This window comes from Streptosporangiales bacterium (assembly GCA_009379825.1).
GTDB lineage: Bacteria > Actinomycetota > Actinomycetes > Streptosporangiales > WHST01 > WHST01.
The window spans coordinates 16,488-32,464 of the sequence record WHTA01000064.1; the positions used below are offsets into that span (position 1 = coordinate 16,488).

The following is a 15,977-nucleotide window of genomic DNA, read 5'->3' on the forward strand; positions in this document are numbered from 1 at the left end:
TAGCGGTGGTGAACAACCGTCTGATTGGGGACGATGGGCCGTATGACAACGGGGACCGAGCACGAGCTGACTCTCGTCGACAGCTACTGGCGGGCCGCGAACTACCTCTCCGTCGGGCAGATCTACCTGCTGGACAACCCGCTGCTGCGCGAGCCGCTGCGACCGGAACACATCAAGCCGAGGCTGCTCGGGCACTGGGGCACCTCGCCCGGCCTGAACTTCTGCTACGCACACCTCAACCGCGTAATCAGGTCTCGCGACGTGGACATGATCTACGTGATGGGGCCGGGGCACGGCGGCCCCGCGGCCGTCGCGAACGCCTGGCTGGAAGGCACGTACAGCGAGATCTACCCGCACGTGTCCCGTGACGAGGCGGGCATGCAGCGACTGTTCAGGCAGTTCTCCTTCCCCGGCGGCATACCCAGCCACGTGGCGCCGGAGACACCGGGCTCCATCCACGAAGGCGGCGAGCTCGGCTACTCGCTCGCGCACGCGTACGGGGCCGCGATGGACAACCCCGACCTGGTCGTCGCGTGCATCGTCGGCGACGGCGAGGCGGAGACCGGGCCGCTGGCGACGAGCTGGCACTCCACCAAGTTCCTCGACCCGAGCAGGGACGGAGCCGTACTCCCGATCCTGCATCTCAACGGCTACAAGATCGCGAACCCGACGGTGCTCGCGCGCATCCCCGAGCGGGAGCTGCTCGCCCTGTTCGAGGGTTACGGCTACCGCCCGATCGTGGTCAGCGGGCACGACCCTGCGGTCATGCACCGGGCGATGGCCGACGCGCTCGGGGCGGCGCTCGACCAGATCGCCGCCATCCAGTACGCGGCGCGTCGCGACGGCACGGCCGAACGGCCGCGCTGGCCGATGCTCGTGCTGCGTACGCCGAAGGGGTGGACCGGGCCGCGCGAGGTCGACGGGCTGCCGGTCGAGGACACCTGGCGCTCGCACCAGGTGCCGCTCGCCGGCACGCGCACCGACCCCGAGCACCTCGCCCAGCTGGAGCATTGGCTGCGTTCGTACCGACCGGAGGAGCTCTTCGGCGAGCAAGGCGCACCGCTGGTGACGCTGACCGGCCTGGCCCCTGAAGGACCGCGCCGGATGAGCGCCAACCCGCACGCCAACGGCGGACTCCTGCTCCGCGACCTGGAGCTGCCCGACTTCCGCGACTACGCGGTGCCGGTGGAGCGGCCCGGCACGTCGTACGCGGAGGCGACCCGCGCGCTTGGCGGCTGGCTGCGTGACGTCGTCGCCGCGAACCCGGGCAACTTCAGACTGTTCGGTCCGGACGAGACCGCGTCGAACCGGCTGGACGCCGTCTTCCAGGTGACCGACAAGGTGTGGCGGGCCGAGGTGCTCGACACCGACGAGCACCTCGGCCCGCACGGCCAGGTGCTCGAGGTGCTGAGCGAGCACCTGTGCCAGGGCTGGCTGGAGGGGTACCTGCTTACCGGCCGGCACGGGCTGTTCAACAGCTACGAGGCGTTCGTGCACATCGTCGACGCGATGTTCAACCAGCACGCGAAGTGGCTCAAGGTCACCAGGGACCTGCCGTGGCGGGCGTCGATCGCGTCGCTGAACTACCTGCTCAGCTCGCACGTGTGGCGGCAGGACCACAACGGGTTCACGCACCAGGACCCCGGCTTCCTCGACGTGGTGATGAACAAGAAGCCGGAGATCGTCCGCGTCTACCTGCCGCCGGACGCGAACACGCTGTTGTCGGTCGCCGACCACTGCCTCAGGTCGCGCGACTACGTCAACGTCGTCGTCGCCGGCAAGCAGCCGGCACTGACCTGGCTGCCGATGGAGGACGCGGTCGCGCACTGCACGCGCGGCATCGGCATCTGGGAGTGGGCGAGCACCGCCGGCGGTGCCGACCCGGACGTCGTGCTCGCCTGCGCGGGCGACGTACCGACCCTGGAGACGCTGGCCGCGGCGGACCTGGCCCGGCGCTACCTGCCCGAACTGCGGGTTCGGGTGGTCAACGTGGTCGACCTGATGCGGCTGCAGCCGGCGACCGAGCACCCGCACGGGATGTCCGACGCCGACTACGACGCCATCTTCACCACCGACAAGCCGGTCATCTTCGCGTTCCACGGCTACCCGTACCTGATCCACCGGCTCGCCTACCGCAGGAGCGGACACCAACACCTGCACGTGCGCGGGTACAAGGAAGAGGGCACCACCACGACCCCGTTCGACATGGTGATGCTGAACGACCTCGACAGGTACCACCTGGTGATGGACATCATCGACCGGGTACCCGGCCTCGGCGGCAGCGTCGGGCAGCTGCGCCAGCACCTCGCCGACCTCCGGATGCGGCACCGCGAGTACACGCGGGAGCACGGCGAGGACCCGGCGGACGTACGCGACTGGACCTGGCCGGACTGATGCGGGTACTCGTCGTCAACGCCGGGTCGAGCAGCCTGAAACTCACCCTGCTCGACCACGACGACAGCACGGTCGCGCACCGGCAGGTAGCCGTGCACGAGGGCACGTGGGAGCACGACGACCTGCGGGACGCGCTGCGCGACGTACCGGCGCCGGATGCGATCGGGCACCGCGTCGTGCACGGCGGCCGGGAGTTCACCGCACCGGTCCGCCTCGACGACGGCGTGCTGCGCAGCCTGGAGGCACTCAGCGACCTGGCCCCGTTGCACCAACCCAAGTCGTTGGCCGGCATCGAGGCCGTGGGCTCGCTGCTGCCCGAGGTGCCCGCGGCCGCGTGCTTCGACACCGCGTTCCACGCCGACCTGCCACCCGCCGCGGCGACGTACGCCGTACCGGCGCAGTGGCGCGAGCAGTACGGCGTGCGCCGCTACGGCTTCCACGGCCTGTCGCACGCCTACGCCGCACGACGGGCGGCCGTCATGCTCGACCGCGAGCCTTCGGGTCTGCGGCTGGTCAGCTGCCACCTCGGCGCGGGCGCGTCGCTCGCCGCCGTCGCCGGCGGGCGCTGCGTCGACACCACGATGGGGTTCACGCCGCTGGACGGGCTGGTGATGGCTACCAGGTCGGGCAGCGTCGATCCCGGCCTGGTGCTCTGGCTGAACCAGCACGCCGGGGTCGCCGTGCCGGAGATCGCCGACGCGCTCGAGCATGCCGCCGGGCTACGCGGCCTCGCGGGTACCTCGGACATGCGCGACGTGCTCACCGGCGCGAGCCGCGGGGACAGCGATGCCGAGCTCGCGCTCGCCGTCTACCTCCGCAGCCTGCGTGCCGGTATCGCCGCGATGACCGCAGCGCTCGGCGGGCTGGACGTACTCCTGTTCACCGGCGGTGCCGGCGAGCACGCCGCCGAGGTGCGGGCGGCTGCCGCCGGGGGCCTCGAGTACCTCGGCGTGCGGATCGACCAGGCACGCAACACCGACAGCCAGGGCGACGGCGAGATCACCGCCGCCGGGGCGGCCGTCCGCACCCTCGTGGTGACCGCGCGCGAGGACCTGGAGATCGCCGCTGGGACGAGACAGGTGCTGGCGCCGGCCTGATCAGGGCTGCCGACCCATCCAGCCGACGAGCTGGTCGTACGGGCCGGCACCGGCCGGCACCTCCACGACCGGGTCGAACGGGAGCTGTTCGCGTCCTTCTGCCGCCAGCATCCGGTGCGCCTTGGGGAGCACGGCCTCGGCGAGCTGCGGATCGAGCCGGTCGACCGCACCGACGGCCTTCGCCAGGTCCCAGCCGTGCGCGGTGAACTCCATCGAGTAGCCGTCGAGCGCCGCGCGGCCCGGCATCTCACCGAACGGCAGCACCAGCACCTGGTCGAGCACGGCTTCGTCGGACCAGGTCTCCTCCATCGCCGCACGGGCCCGCTGGAACGCGGTGAGCCAGGCGTCGTCGGTCACGTCGGCCGCCACCGGCGGCACGTCGAAGGCCGAGCCGCCGGACCCGACCACGTCCACCCGCCTGATCACCGAGACCAGGTGGCCGAGCAGCGTACGCACGTCGAACTCGGCGCACGGGGTCGGCTCGTCGAGCTGCTCCTCATCGACGGACGCGATGACGTCCTCCGTCTGCGCCACGGCGCGCATGAACAACGCGCGCGGGTCTTCGGCCGGCAGCGGTTTGCCGTTGATCTGGGACACCTGGTTCTCCTCGGCACACGGTGGTTGTCACGTCCGACGATGCCATCAGATGACAGCTGTCATCGGCGGGGCCTGCGATAGCCAGGTCCGGTCGGTGACTGCGGCGACTACTGGTGGTGACCGCCTCGGGCAATGCTGTTGGCAAGGCTCGTCATCAAGGAGGTCGCCGTGCGCAAGACCAGCTTGCCGCTCTACGCCGGTGTCGCCATCGCCGGCGCCTGGAGTCGCCGCTGCTGCAGCTCGTCGCGCTCGGCATGATGTTCACCCCGTCGATCGCCGTACTCGTCGTCTGGCTGGTCGCCAGGCGGCACGGGCTGCGGTTCCGCGAGCTCGCCCGCGACACCGGCCTCGGCCTCGGCCCGCGCAAACGGCGTACCGTCGCGGTCGGGCTGGCGCTGTGGCTCGGGGTGCCGGTGTTCGTGGCGGTCACCGTCCTCGCCAGCGCCGCGCTCGGGCTCTACCGGCTCGACCTCACCGGGTTCTCGCTGTTCAAGGAGTCGCTCGCGGAGATGCCCGTGGGCGACAGCGGGCTGGCCCCGACCGTGGTCATCGGCATCATGCTCGGCTCGCTGCTGTTCAACCCGCTCATCAACGCGGTGCCTTCGCTGGGTGAGGAGTGGGGCTGGCGGGGCTGGCTGCTGCCGCGGCTGCTGCCGCACGGGCAGCTCGTCGCCATCGTCGTCTCCGGAGTCAGCTGGGGCGTCTGGCACGCTCCGCTGACGCTGCTCGGCTACAACTACGCCCAGCTGGGCGCCTGGGCGGCGTTGATGTTCGTACCGTTCTGCGTGCTCTTCGGCGCAGTGCTGGCCTGGACCCGCCTGGTCACCGGCAGCGTCTGGCCGGCCGTCATCGGGCACGGGGCACTCAACGGGTCGAGCTTCCTTGTCATCCTGCTCGGCGCGGCGGGGCAGACGCCCAACCTGGCGATCGTCGGACCGATCGGTGTCGTCGGCCTGGCGCTGCTCGGCCTCGGCGTGGCGGTTCTCTACGGCGGCCGGCGGTTGCGGGGGCACCGCCGGCCCGGTGCCGTGGCGGCCGAGCCGGTCGGCGGTACTGTCGAGGTCCAGGTCGGCGGGCCTGCGCTCAACGGATGACGACCACGGTGACAGGGCGGGTAATCGGTGGCGATGACGCGGTTGGAGAAGGCGCGCAAGGCCTTCGTCTACACCACGGACATCTCCGTCGGCATCATCGCGGTCTCCCTGAGTATCCGCGCGGTGTGGGCGGCGTACGAGGACATCGTCTCGGTGCCGGTGGTCGTCCTGACGGTCGTCCTCGCGTTCGGGGTGTGCATGTCGTTCGCCCGCACCTGCCGGGCGGCCATGCGAAGCGCGCGGCGGCCGACGCTGGAGCTCGTCCTTGCCGGCGTGGCCGGCGCGGCCGCGCTGCTCCTGTCACCGCGCGCGGACGCCGGCGCGACGGCGCTCGTCTGGACCGCCATGACGGCCCTGTACCTGCCGTGGTGGGCGGTCATCGCCTGCGGCGCCGGGATGGTGGGCGCCACGACGATCTACTACGACATGACCGTCGGTGGGGTCTCGCCGTGGCTGAACGCGTTGTTCGTGGCCTTCCAGGTCGCCGCGGTGTGCGCGTTCGTCCGGGTGTGGCTGTTCCTGTGGCGGGTGCTCAAGGAGGCGCACCAGGCGCAGGACGCGAAGACCCAGCTGGCGGTGTCGGAGGAACGGCTGCGCTTCGCCCGCGACCTGCACGACCTGCTCGGCCACAGCCTCTCGGTGATCAGCGTGAAGAGCGAGCTGGCCGCCAAGCTGGTGGAACGTAGGCCGGACCAGGCGACCGCGGAGATCATGGAGGTCCGGCGGCTGGCGAAGGAGTCGCTGCGCGAGGTGCGTACGGCCGTGCAGGGGTATCGGAGCCTGGACCTCGACCAGGAGCTCACCAGCGCGCGGTCCGTGCTCGAGGCCGCCGGCGTGGAGTGCGACGTCGCCAACGACGGTAGGCAGCTGCCCGACCGCACCCGGACGCTGTTCGCGTGGGTCGTGCGGGAAGGAGCCACGAACGTGCTGAAGCACAGGACGGCAGCACGTTGCCTGATCACCATCGAGCACGGCGTGCTGGAGATGCGCAACGACGGCCTCGGCCCGGCCGCCGAGGTGCACGGCTCCGGCCTCGACGGTCTCGCCGAGCGCCTCGCCGCCGTCGGCGGGAAGCTCGACGCCAGGCGTACGTCGACCGAGTTCCTGCTCCGTGCCGAGGTGCCGGCATGATCCGCGTCCTGCTCGCCGACGACGAGCACCTGATCCGCAGCGCGCTCGCGACGCTGCTCGGCCTGGAGGACGGCATCGAGGTCGTCGCCCAGGTCGGGCGCGGCGACCAGGTCGTCGACGCGGTCAGCGCACACCGGCCGGACGTGGCCATCCTGGACATCGAGATGCCCGGCATCGACGGCCTCACCGCCGCGGAGCAGGTGGCCAGGACGTGCAGCGTCGTCATCCTCACCAGCCTCGGCCGTCCCGGCTACCTCAGGCGTGCCATGGCGGCCGGCGTGAGCGGCTTCCTCGGCAAGGACGCGTCCGCGGACGAGCTGGCCACCGCGGTGCGCAAGGTGCACGCCGGCGGCCGCTACCTCGACACCGAGCTGGCTGCCGCCGCGATGGCGGCCGGCGACACCCCGCTCACCGACCGCGAGACCGACGCGCTGCGGCTCGCCGCAGCGGGCGCATCCGTCGCGAAGATCGCCGCCGAGCTGCACCTCACCGAGGGCACCGTACGCAACTACCTCTCCAGCGCAATGACCAAGCTCGGCGCGGAGAACCGCCTCGAGGCGATCAACAACGCCCAGCGCATGGGCTGGCTGTGAGGTCCCTGCTACGGCGGGACCACCGCCGCGGCAGCGCCGAGCCCGGTGCTGTAGAGTTGGCCCGGTTGCGGCGCAGCCCTTGACGGGCCGGGTCCGCAACCGATCCGGTAACCTTGACGCTCTCGGCACGGCGCCGAGCGCGCCGTGCCGAGAACAACTCAACACCGAGGTCCCGTGGAGCAGCTAGGAGTGCTCGCCACCCTGTCAAGGTGGAGGCCGCGGGTTCAAATCCCGTCGGGACCGCACAACTGTTTACGCAGGTCACAAGGCCGCCAACCCCGGTAGCGGGTGGCGGCCGTTTCGTTGTCGGGCCCTCGCCGTGCAACTAGCGTGCAATTAGCCCTCGTCGGCATCGTCGGAGTCCGGCATCTGCCCCGCCCGGTACTCGTCGACGAGGCCAGCCAGCCGGTCGGCGATCTCCCGGTCCCGCTCGTCGGTGGCGTGCTGGTAGATCAGCGCGGCCCGCATGCTGCTGTGCCCCATCCGCCGCATCATCTCCCGCAGGTTCGCCCCCGACTGGGCGACGAGGTGGTTACCGGTGTGCCGCAGGTCATGGAAGTGGAACCCCTTCGGCAGGCCAGCTACCTTCAGCGCCTCATGCCAACCCGCATCCCGGTGCCAGCAGTCCCGGCGCAGGTCGTCCCCGCTCCCCCGGGTGAACACCCGAGCACGAGCACCCGGCCGAACGTACTCGCTGAGATGGTCGCGCAGGGCATCGACGAGCAGCGGCGGGATGCTGATCTTGCGCCTGCTCGTCGCGCTCTTCGTCGCACCCTCAACGAGCTCCCCCGTGTCGAGCTGCATGAGGGTCCGTCGCACGTGGATAATCCGCTCGCCCAGGTCCACGTCAGCTCGCCTCAACCCGGCCAGCTCGCCCCAGCGGAGGCTGGTGAACGCGGCCGCCAAGACCAGCGCCTTGTATCGCCCCGGCACCGAATCGGCCAGTGTGAACACCTGCGGGATCGAGGCGACCGGACGCTCCTCAGCGTGCTCCTTGTCGGCGCCCTTCACCCGGCACGGGTTCCGCTTGACCCGCTCGTCTTCCACCGCCGTGTTCATAACCGCCCGGACGAACCGGTATGCACCAGCTCTCGTGCTCGCACCCACACCCTTGCTCCGCAGCCAAGCCAACCACCGCCGGATGGTCTCAGTCGTGATCTCGCCAAGCTCCAGCGTCCCGAGGCGGGGCTTGACGTGCAGCCGCAGCAGCGTCCGGTACTTATCACGGGTTCACGCGCCGAGGTCCCGGTCAGCGATCCAGCTCTCTGCGTAGTCCTGGAACAGCACGCGTCCCCTGCTTGGGCTACTCCACTCCCCTCGCAGCAGCTCCGACTCGCGGATGGTGAGCCACGCGCCAGCGTCGCCCTTAGTCGGGAACGTCTCGGGAGCGTTGTACCTCATCCCATCCGACCCGAGGTAGCTCGCCTGGTACCGACCGGACGGCAGCTTCCGGATGTTGCCGAAAGTTCGACGGCCCTTCCTGTTCGCCATCAGGCGGCCACCACCCGTCCGTACCGATCCCTGGCGATCGGGTGCACCGTGTTGGCCTCGCGGTACTCCCGGATGGCCGACTCGGGGATGCGCACGTGCCGTCCAGTCCGGACGAACCGGATGCGCCGCTCGGCGATGAGCCGACGTGGGAACCGCTCGTTCTTCGCCCCGAGCAGCGGCGCCGCCTCCGCGACCGTCAGCAGCCTGTCCATCTCGTCGTCACCTCCCCTCGTCATGCCGCCACCGTGGCGGGTCGGTCGATTGCCGAAAGTTCTGCGAGCCGGGGTCCGGCGCGTTCCTTGGCCTGCTCGTACTGGACTCGCCATCGCTGCCGTTCACGGAGTGCAGCAAGCAGCACGTGCCGGTACTCCGGCAGCTCCTCTTCGTCGGCGTGCACGGGCATCCAGACGTAGCGAGGCTTGCCGTCAGCGGCAGTGACCTTGGTCGAGTACCGATCGATGTCAGGGGCGTCGATGCCGGCTTCCTCGAGCACCGCCCGCACCACAGCCGCCCGGTCAGCGCGGTGGTCGGTGAGCGTCTTCCGGTCCACTGCCGTGACACCAGCACCCGCCGGCCCCCACACCCGACCGTCTCCCTGCGGTGCGCCTTCCCCCGGCACAACCCCGGCTGCAGCTCGGGGCGGGCGTTCTTGGGTTGGATGCCGTAGCGGAGCCAGTTCGCACACATCGGCGCACACGGCAGCCACCGGGTCTCTTCCCACAGCCGGTCCACGTGTGCCGCGCGGCGGACGGGCATGTCGTCCGGGTCGTAGGTGTCGGTGATCGACTTGGTGAGGTACTTGCACAGGTACCCGATCCGCCGATCCGCCTGGTCGGTGCCGGCGAGGATGCCCTGCAAGTCGGTCTGTTCCCCGAACCTGACCACGTGCGCCGGTTCCGCGTCCGGGTCCTCATCCAGCGCGTCGAGCGCCTGCTCCCACGTCGGCAGCAGCTCACCCGTGTGCGGGTCGACGTACCCGCCGATGTCCGGGTCCCAGGTCGGCAGCTCGTCCACGTACACGGCCCGGTCGAAGGACGGCCACCACACCTGGTGATACGTCCCCGCGACGACCTGCTTAAGCAGACACCTCGGGATCGCACCCCGGATCGCCGCATGCAGATGCGGTGCAAGCCGGCGTTGCGGTTCGACGACGGCGAAGTACTGCACCTTCCAGCCCACGGCACGGCGGAGGTTCTGCCAGAACCGGTCGACCAGCTTCGGGAAGTGCATCGCATCCAACGCCGCCCGCCGGTAGTCATACAACTCCGGGTCCACCGGCGTGCCGTCCGAGCGGACCCGGCCGTAGGAGCCGAGGGTGAACGTGCCGAACATGGACGGCCGGTAGGTCTTGCCCTCGCTGCCGAAGGTCGGACCGATCGTGTGCGGCTGCACCTCCTGTCGAGGTAGGTCGGGCGCGTCCTGCCTCCGTCGCGTGGACCGTACCCGCCGCGACGTGTCAGCCGGCTCCTCGTCTTGGTCATCCCCGTCGTCGGGGTGCTCGTCCCCGTCGTCGGGGACGGGTTCGGTGTCGAGATGCCAGCCCTCCCGACACTGCTGCATCCGCAGCCGCCGGTTCCGGTCCGCACACGACGGGCACTGCGCCTCGCGGGTGGAGCCGCATGGGATCGGCACCAGCCGGGACGTGTTCTCTTGAGTGTCGTGAAGCCGGGTGATGACCGGGCGGACGCAGACGCCATCGGTCTCCGCCGTCGCCCGGATCACCTCCAGCGGGATATCCCCCGCCTTCGTCGTCACAGGGCACCACCGCCTGCGGCCGGCCACGGGTCCTCGCCACCGAGCCCCCAGCGGTGCTGTTGGGAGGCGTAGTAGACGTGTTCCGCGTACCCGTCCGGGTCGCAGTGCGGGCACGGGCCTAGGCCATCGAGGTACCCGAAGTCCAGACACACCCCACAGTCGAACTCCCAGGCCACGGCCTCGCGCGTCTCGTCAATCCAGCTCGTCAGCGCGCTCATCGGTTCGTCTCCTCGAGCGGCTCGGCCGGGTACGGATCGACCGGCATGGGCTGGTGTCGGTGGGTCTGCGTCAGGCGGCCGATCTCGTCGTCGTCCACGTACGCGAACCGGACCCTGATGGGTTCGCGGGTGTCCTCGACGGCGACGAACGCGACACCCGGTGTGTCCTCGCTGATCTCGTCACAGCGGGCGCCGTTCTTCCGCGCGACCGAGCCGAGCACCAGGTCGGTCTCATCCGGCTCGTTGAGCCCGAGCGCGATCCGGGTCGGGAACAGACCGCGGTCCGGCAGGACCTCCTTGCGAGCGTCCTGCAGCGCGGCGACAACGGAGATCCCGACCGCGCGGCCCTGCGACAGCAGCATCCCCAGCGCCACATCGATCCGCTTCTTTGCCTCGCGGTCGGTGACGTAGGCAGTCAGGCAGGCGAGCTCGTCGATCATGATCACGATGTGCGGGTCGCCTGGCCGTGCCTTGTGGGTACGGGAGATGCCGCGCAACTCGCGTTGCCGGTGTTGCATGGTGTCCACGGCGTCTTCGAGGAACTCGGCGAAGTCGAGCTGGTAGGCGCGCTTCTTGCCCTCGTCATCGGTCGAGCGGTCGCCGTAGCAGTACCGCGCACACAACGCCTGCCCGGCCGCGAACTCCATGCCGCCCTTCGGGTCCACCATCCACAGCTCGACCGACCCGTCCCGGATGGCCGGACCGAGTGAGCGGATCAGCGACCACAGCACCGAGCCCTTCCCCGCGCCGGTACGCCCAGCAACCAGCACGTGGGTGCCGAGCAGCCGCAGTGCCCAGGGCAGCCCGTCTTCTCGCAGGGCGAGGGTGAGCTTCTTCAGGTTCGGCCGGTCGTCCACGGCGAACAGCGGCACCGGGTTGGCGAGCGGGTCGCGGACGAGGAACCACAAGTCCAGCACCCGCGCCCGCAGCCGCCGGCGAATCAGCTGGCGGCCAGCGATGGTGAGACCAGGCCAGTACAGCCGTCGGACCCGGCAGTCCTCGGCGCCGGTGTTCTCCCGGAACCGGTCGGTGTTGTCCGCGAAGTCCGCCAGAGTCTGCCCACGCAAGGTCTTTACCCGAACTCGGTCCACGGTGTTGGTCGACCGGGTACGGATCAGCCGAGGCGCCCGGTGCTCGGAGCGGACCTTCTTCGCCAGCCCGCATACGGCCATCAGCTCGTCCCAGCCGGGCGCGTAGACGAACAGGCCGCGCACCCAGCCCCGCAGCGGCCAGTACACGCACACCTCGAACGACCGCCGATGGAGCAACGCCCAGACCACCAGGGCGGCGGCCACGCCGGCACCGGCCGCAGACAGCCCGTAGGCGCCGAGCCCGTCGTAGACCTGCACCGCGACCAGCGTCAGCCCGCCAGCGAGCCACAGCGGCCACTGACGAACCAGGAACCACACGCCCCGCCAGCAGTGGAATACCAGGAACAGCGCGATAGCCGTACCCAGCGAGAGCTTCAACTTCGCCGAGGACACCCCCGGTGCGGCCTTCTCCACCCAGCCAGTCACGATGCACCTCCGCGACCGAGCTGGCGACGCGTCGCCTCAGGAACCTCCGACCACACCGGACGGGCCGCCACCCGCTCCCACACCGGCTGCCGCCGAACCCGATGGCGTGACTGCTGGGCGAGCACCTCGACCTGGACGGGTTCGGGGTCGGGTTCGTCCTTGACCCGGAAGTACGCCACCACCGGGCCACGGGAGAAGAACACGACCATCCCGCCGGTGACCACGCCAGCCAGGAACGCCACGATCAGGCCGAACAGGTTCACGCCGAGCACGGTCATCGCCGGTCACCTCCCCTCGCGGTGGTGGTCTTCTTGGCGGTCTTGCGGCGGGTGCGTGGCGGGGTGGGTGCGCAGGTCGCGCAAAGCTTCCCCGGCTCACTGACCGGGCCCTCGTTGCAGAGTCCGCAGGGGTAGACCCAGCGGGTGGGATCGAGGCCGAGCGCCTTCGCGGTCACATCAGCCCGGTAGGTGAAGATCGCCGTCTGACCGCACGGGATGTCGGAGTTACTACGCTTGGACATGCCAGATCACGCCTCTCCTAGGTGGGTTTGGAAGGCGCGGCAGCGGCGAGAGCCTCCAACTCCGTCACCGCTGCCGCGCCGGCTCAAGAAGCCACCAGGTCCGACAGCTCGGGTTGCTTCGCCCGGTTGAGCGCGCCGGCCAGGCCCGCGCGGGCCTCGGCGACCATCGACGCCAACTCGTTGAGTGCTTGCTCGTCGCGGACCATCAGCGTCACGCCACGGAAGGTCGCGCCGATTTGCAGCGCCACGAACGGGGCACCGTCGAGGGTGGACTCATATGTGGTCACCACACGGTCCTCGCCGGCGGACACGTGCACGTTGATCGTCACGTCACTCATGCCGCCTGCTCCTTACCCGCCGCAGACGAGCCGGCCGCCTTCGCAACGTTCGTCTTGGCCGCACCGGTCGGGGCCTGCATGCCGGTGGCGTTGAACGAGTACGCCAACCGCTTTGACCCCTCGTCCACATACGGGGTGACCGTGAGGCCGGTGAACTCGACCGGGCGGAAAGGCAGCCCAGGCAGCGCATCCGGCGGCACCGGCTGCACCTTCGCGGCGATCTTCACCTTGAACTCGCCCCGACGAACGCTCGGGTCCGCGTCCATGCACCGGACCTCCCACATCGGCAGACCGGTGACCTTGTCGTCCTTCTGCTTGTCGCCCTTCGCGTCGTAGTCACGGACCCGCGTTACCTCACCGACGACGTACGCGCCGTGCGGGAACGCCTGCCCGAACTCGACCGGGAACCGGAACCCTCCATCGATCGCCATCCGTAGTCCTCCTTCGATGCCATCTCCTCCATACGTCTAGAGGAGTTATAACACATGTATAGAGGAGTTGGCCTGAGGCTGTCAACCAGTCCGGCGAGGCGTGTCGCCTACGTGGCCGGTAGGTCGTAGCTGAGCACGAACGAGTCCGCTGCCATCACGGTCTCGCAGACCTCCAGCGGCCGCCCCTCGACATCGCGTGCCACGCGCACCAGGTCGAGAACCGGCACGCCGGGCGCTAGGCGCAGCTCGGTCACCTCGTCCGGGCGCGGCATCCGAGCCCGGATGTCCTCGTGAAACGGCCCGAACGTGAAGCCCTGCTCCTCCATCCGGGCGTAGATCCCGCCGGGCCCGGTGTCGGCATCCTCGATCTTCGTCCCGCCAGCTATCTCCATCGGGATGTACGACGCGGCGATCTCCACCGGATGCCCATCCAGGAGATAGCGGCGGCGCCGGACCACGACGTTCTTCCGTCGGTCAACGTCGAGCAACTCGGCCACCGACTCGGCCGGCTTCTCCCGCGTGACCTGCAGGTTGTCCACCGTATATGTCTGCCCAGCGGCCTTGGCGTCCGCTACGAACGCCGCGTCACCAGCCTGCCGATGCCGCCGCGCGAACCGGTCGCTACCCAGCCGGCGAGCCACCGGCCGAGGTCGTACGAACACCCCGCGCCCGTGCTCGGCGACCACCAGGCCCTCACTCTTGAGCACACCGAGCGCCTGCCGGATCGTCATCCGGGCCACGCCGTAGTGCTCCATAAGCCCGGCCTCGGACGGCAGCTTCTCCCCAGCCGCGATACCACCCCGGGTGATCTCCCCGCGCAGCTGGTCGGCGATCTGCTGGAACACCGGCCGGTCACTGCCGGCGTCGACCTTGCCTAGCGCCACGATCCGTCCTCACAGGTCAGCGGCCGTGTACCCTTGCAGGTAACTCCTCTAGACGACACACTAGCGGCCAAGGCCGACAAGGGAGGCGAGGCATGACCGCGCAGCGGCACTCTGTCAGCGTCGCCGCCGCAATCGTGCGCGAGGACAACCGCGTCCTCCTCATCCGGCGAGCCGACAACGGCCACTGGGAACCACCCGGCGGCGTGCTCGAGCTGGACGAGCCCATCGAAGCCGGCCTAGCCCGCGAGGTAGCCGAAGAGACTGGTCTATCTATCGAAGTCGAGACCCTGTCCGGCGTCTACAAGAACATCGCCCGCGGCATCGTCGCCCTCGTATTCCGCTGCCACGCCACCAGCACCTACCTCGCTGACAACGACGAGGTATCCACCTTCCACTGGGCCACCGACGAAGAGTTAGACAGCCTCATGGACCCCGCCTACGCCGTCCGCGCCCGCGACGCCATCCGCTACACCGGCACACCGGCAATCAGGACTCACGACGGAGTATCGCTCGTCGCCTAGGTACAGCGCCACTGCTGGTATTGCCGGATACACCTCTTATAGATCAAGGCGCCGCTGACGCGGCGCGTCCGGGACCGCCGCTGCGGGCGGCGTGGACGCCGTCCTCGCGGACGGCCCGGGCCGTCAAGATACGGTGATCAGCGGTATGCGTAGTCGTGTGCTCGTGGTCGGTGGGTGTGGCTCGGTCGGGTCGCTAGTGGTGCCGTGGCTCGCCGACCGGCATGCCGTGCACGTACTCGACCTACGCGATCCCGTTTCTCCTGTACCTGGTGTCGAGTACAGCCGCGGCGACGTGCACGATGTAGGGCTGGTGACGAGCCTCGCCGACGGTGTCGATTCGCTGGTCTACATGGCCATGGGGCCGCTCAGCGGATGGGAGCACACAGAGACCGTGGTCGCCCATCTCGATCTCGCGGTGGTCGGTCTGTATTCGGCGTTGGCTAGCGCACATCGAGCCGGCGTGCGCCATGCGGTCTACACGAGCAGCATGTCGGTCTACCGGCTTCGAGACACCAACGGTGAAGCGTCGACCGACGCGACGTACGGCAAGTGGCCCGATGAGACCGCGCCCTGCGACGCCACCGAGCCCTACGCCCTGGCCAAGCAACTGGGCGAGCGCGTCTGCCACGCCGCCTCCGCCGAATGGTCCATGGACACGGTGTGTCTCCGGCTGTGCTTCCCGACCGCGGACGACCAATGGCCGTCCCGCCAGCACCAGCTCGCGCGTCACGTGAGCACCTCGGCACGCGACACGGCGGCGGCTCTGACGGCAGCGGTCATTTACCGGGGACACGGGTTCGCGATCTTCCATGTCAGCGGCGACGCCGCCGGTCGCGTAATGAGCCTTGCCAACGCCCGCGACGTACTGCACTGGCGGCCGCACGACCAATGCCCACCCTGAACAGTGAAACGTTGGGCTCCCCGTCCTCCTCGCCGGGTGATTGTCCGGCCTCCACTCCGTGCGTCAAGGGCGCCTGCGGCGTCGCTGCGCGATCGAGCACGCTCGACCCTTGACCCACTCCGCTCCAGCCTGGGGGCGGCTCCTATGAGGAGGACGGGGAAGTGTGGCTGTCGATGGGCCACATCCGGGCCACGCGCCACGGCCACCTCAGGGTCAGCAGCGGTCAACAACGGTGAGAACGTCGAGGCGACCAGGCCGAGCACGATCACGCACGACGGCCCGGCACATCTTCCAAGCTGGCTGTCCCCAGGCGTGCCATTAGCGTGCCATTAGGGGCAATACCGTTCAGTTAGGTTTCTGGATGAGGTAGTCCGGTGGGTGCTGGGGTTGTGGCCAGGTGGCGTGGTGTGAGCGTTTGACGTGCCACTTGGGCATCTTGCGTTTGATGACTGTGGGGGCGGCGCGGCGGCGCCGGGCGGGGTTGAGTCGTTGCAG

General features: G+C 69.6%; 16 protein-coding genes, 1 tRNA gene and 2 pseudogenes. 8 read left to right on the plus strand and 11 right to left on the minus strand.

Annotated elements, in window-relative coordinates; translation table 11 throughout:
* Window positions 1-42 precede the first annotated feature (42 nt).
* Together GEV07_23680 and GEV07_23685 are read left to right on the plus strand one after the other, a co-directional pair.
* The gene (locus tag GEV07_23680) at window positions 43-2,394 is read left to right on the plus strand and encodes a phosphoketolase (protein ID MQA05591.1); all 2,352 of its coding nucleotides are present in this window, start codon (window positions 43-45) and stop codon (window positions 2,392-2,394) included.
* Window positions 2,394-3,491: an acetate/propionate family kinase gene (locus GEV07_23685; GenBank protein MQA05592.1), complete on the plus strand. Its 1,098-nt coding sequence runs from the start codon at window positions 2,394-2,396 to the stop codon at window positions 3,489-3,491. Before GEV07_23680 ends, GEV07_23685 begins: the two co-directional genes overlap by 1 nt.
* Here GEV07_23685 and GEV07_23690 read toward each other — a convergent pair whose 3' ends face one another.
* Window positions 3,492-4,034: a TIGR03086 family protein gene (locus tag GEV07_23690; protein MQA05593.1), complete on the minus strand. Its 543-nt coding sequence runs from the start codon at window positions 4,032-4,034 to the stop codon at window positions 3,492-3,494. It lies immediately after the preceding gene.
* Window positions 4,035-4,342: 308 nt separating this feature from the next.
* Here GEV07_23690 and GEV07_23695 point away from each other — a divergent pair, with 308 nt between their 5' ends.
* From GEV07_23695 to GEV07_23710, 4 genes are all read left to right on the plus strand, one after another.
* Window positions 4,343-5,182, plus strand: coding sequence for a CPBP family intramembrane metalloprotease (locus GEV07_23695; protein ID MQA05594.1), 840 nt, complete (start codon window positions 4,343-4,345; stop codon window positions 5,180-5,182).
* A gap of 33 nt (window positions 5,183-5,215) precedes the next feature.
* A complete protein-coding gene (locus GEV07_23700; protein ID MQA05595.1) occupies window positions 5,216-6,313 on the plus strand; it encodes a sensor histidine kinase in 1,098 nt (365 codons plus the stop codon).
* Window positions 6,310-6,906: a response regulator gene (locus GEV07_23705; GenBank protein ID MQA05596.1), complete on the plus strand. Its 597-nt coding sequence runs from the start codon at window positions 6,310-6,312 to the stop codon at window positions 6,904-6,906. Before GEV07_23700 ends, GEV07_23705 begins: the two co-directional genes overlap by 4 nt.
* A gap of 168 nt (window positions 6,907-7,074) precedes the next feature.
* Window positions 7,075-7,149: transfer RNA gene (locus GEV07_23710), tRNA-Asp, on the plus strand.
* Window positions 7,150-7,242: 93 nt separating this feature from the next.
* Here GEV07_23710 and GEV07_23715 read toward each other — a convergent pair.
* The 10 genes and pseudogenes from GEV07_23715 to GEV07_23760 form a co-directional block, all read right to left on the minus strand.
* Window positions 7,243-8,397, minus strand: a pseudogene (locus GEV07_23715) (tyrosine-type recombinase/integrase).
* Window positions 8,397-8,609, minus strand: a complete 213-nt coding sequence (locus GEV07_23720) for a helix-turn-helix domain-containing protein (GenBank protein ID MQA05597.1) — start codon at window positions 8,607-8,609, stop codon at window positions 8,397-8,399. The pseudogene GEV07_23715 and the gene GEV07_23720 overlap by 1 nt, the downstream one beginning before the upstream one ends.
* A gap of 20 nt (window positions 8,610-8,629) precedes the next feature.
* Window positions 8,630-10,131: pseudogene (locus GEV07_23725) on the minus strand (replication initiation protein).
* 17 nt (window positions 10,132-10,148) lie between these two features.
* Entirely contained in the window at window positions 10,149-10,370 is a 222-nt protein-coding gene (locus GEV07_23730) for a hypothetical protein (GenBank protein MQA05598.1), read from the minus strand.
* Window positions 10,367-11,887, minus strand: a complete 1,521-nt coding sequence (locus GEV07_23735; protein MQA05599.1) for a cell division protein FtsK — start codon at window positions 11,885-11,887, stop codon at window positions 10,367-10,369. The genes GEV07_23730 and GEV07_23735 overlap by 4 nt, the downstream gene beginning before the upstream one ends.
* Complete coding sequence (locus tag GEV07_23740; GenBank protein MQA05600.1) at window positions 11,884-12,165, minus strand: hypothetical protein; 282 nt, start codon at window positions 12,163-12,165, stop codon at window positions 11,884-11,886. Before GEV07_23740 ends, GEV07_23735 begins: the two co-directional genes overlap by 4 nt.
* A complete protein-coding gene (locus tag GEV07_23745; protein MQA05601.1) occupies window positions 12,162-12,407 on the minus strand; it encodes a hypothetical protein in 246 nt (81 codons plus the stop codon). Before GEV07_23745 ends, GEV07_23740 begins: the two co-directional genes overlap by 4 nt.
* An 83-nt stretch (window positions 12,408-12,490) precedes the next feature.
* Window positions 12,491-12,745 (minus strand): hypothetical protein, encoded by a 255-nt coding sequence (locus GEV07_23750; protein ID MQA05602.1) that lies wholly within the window; start codon window positions 12,743-12,745, stop codon window positions 12,491-12,493.
* Window positions 12,742-13,176, minus strand: coding sequence for a plasmid replication, integration and excision activator (locus GEV07_23755; GenBank protein ID MQA05603.1), 435 nt, complete (start codon window positions 13,174-13,176; stop codon window positions 12,742-12,744). Before GEV07_23755 ends, GEV07_23750 begins: the two co-directional genes overlap by 4 nt.
* A gap of 107 nt (window positions 13,177-13,283) precedes the next feature.
* Complete coding sequence (locus GEV07_23760) at window positions 13,284-14,063, minus strand: UTRA domain-containing protein (protein ID MQA05604.1); 780 nt, start codon at window positions 14,061-14,063, stop codon at window positions 13,284-13,286.
* A gap of 89 nt (window positions 14,064-14,152) precedes the next feature.
* Between GEV07_23760 and GEV07_23765 the strand changes: the two genes are divergently transcribed.
* Together GEV07_23765 and GEV07_23770 are read left to right on the plus strand one after the other, a co-directional pair.
* Entirely contained in the window at window positions 14,153-14,581 is a 429-nt protein-coding gene (locus GEV07_23765; GenBank protein ID MQA05605.1) for an NUDIX domain-containing protein, read from the plus strand.
* Between the two features lie 145 nt (window positions 14,582-14,726).
* Entirely contained in the window at window positions 14,727-15,482 is a 756-nt protein-coding gene (locus GEV07_23770; GenBank protein ID MQA05606.1) for an NAD-dependent epimerase/dehydratase family protein, read from the plus strand.
* The last annotated feature ends 495 nt before the right edge of the window (window positions 15,483-15,977 follow it).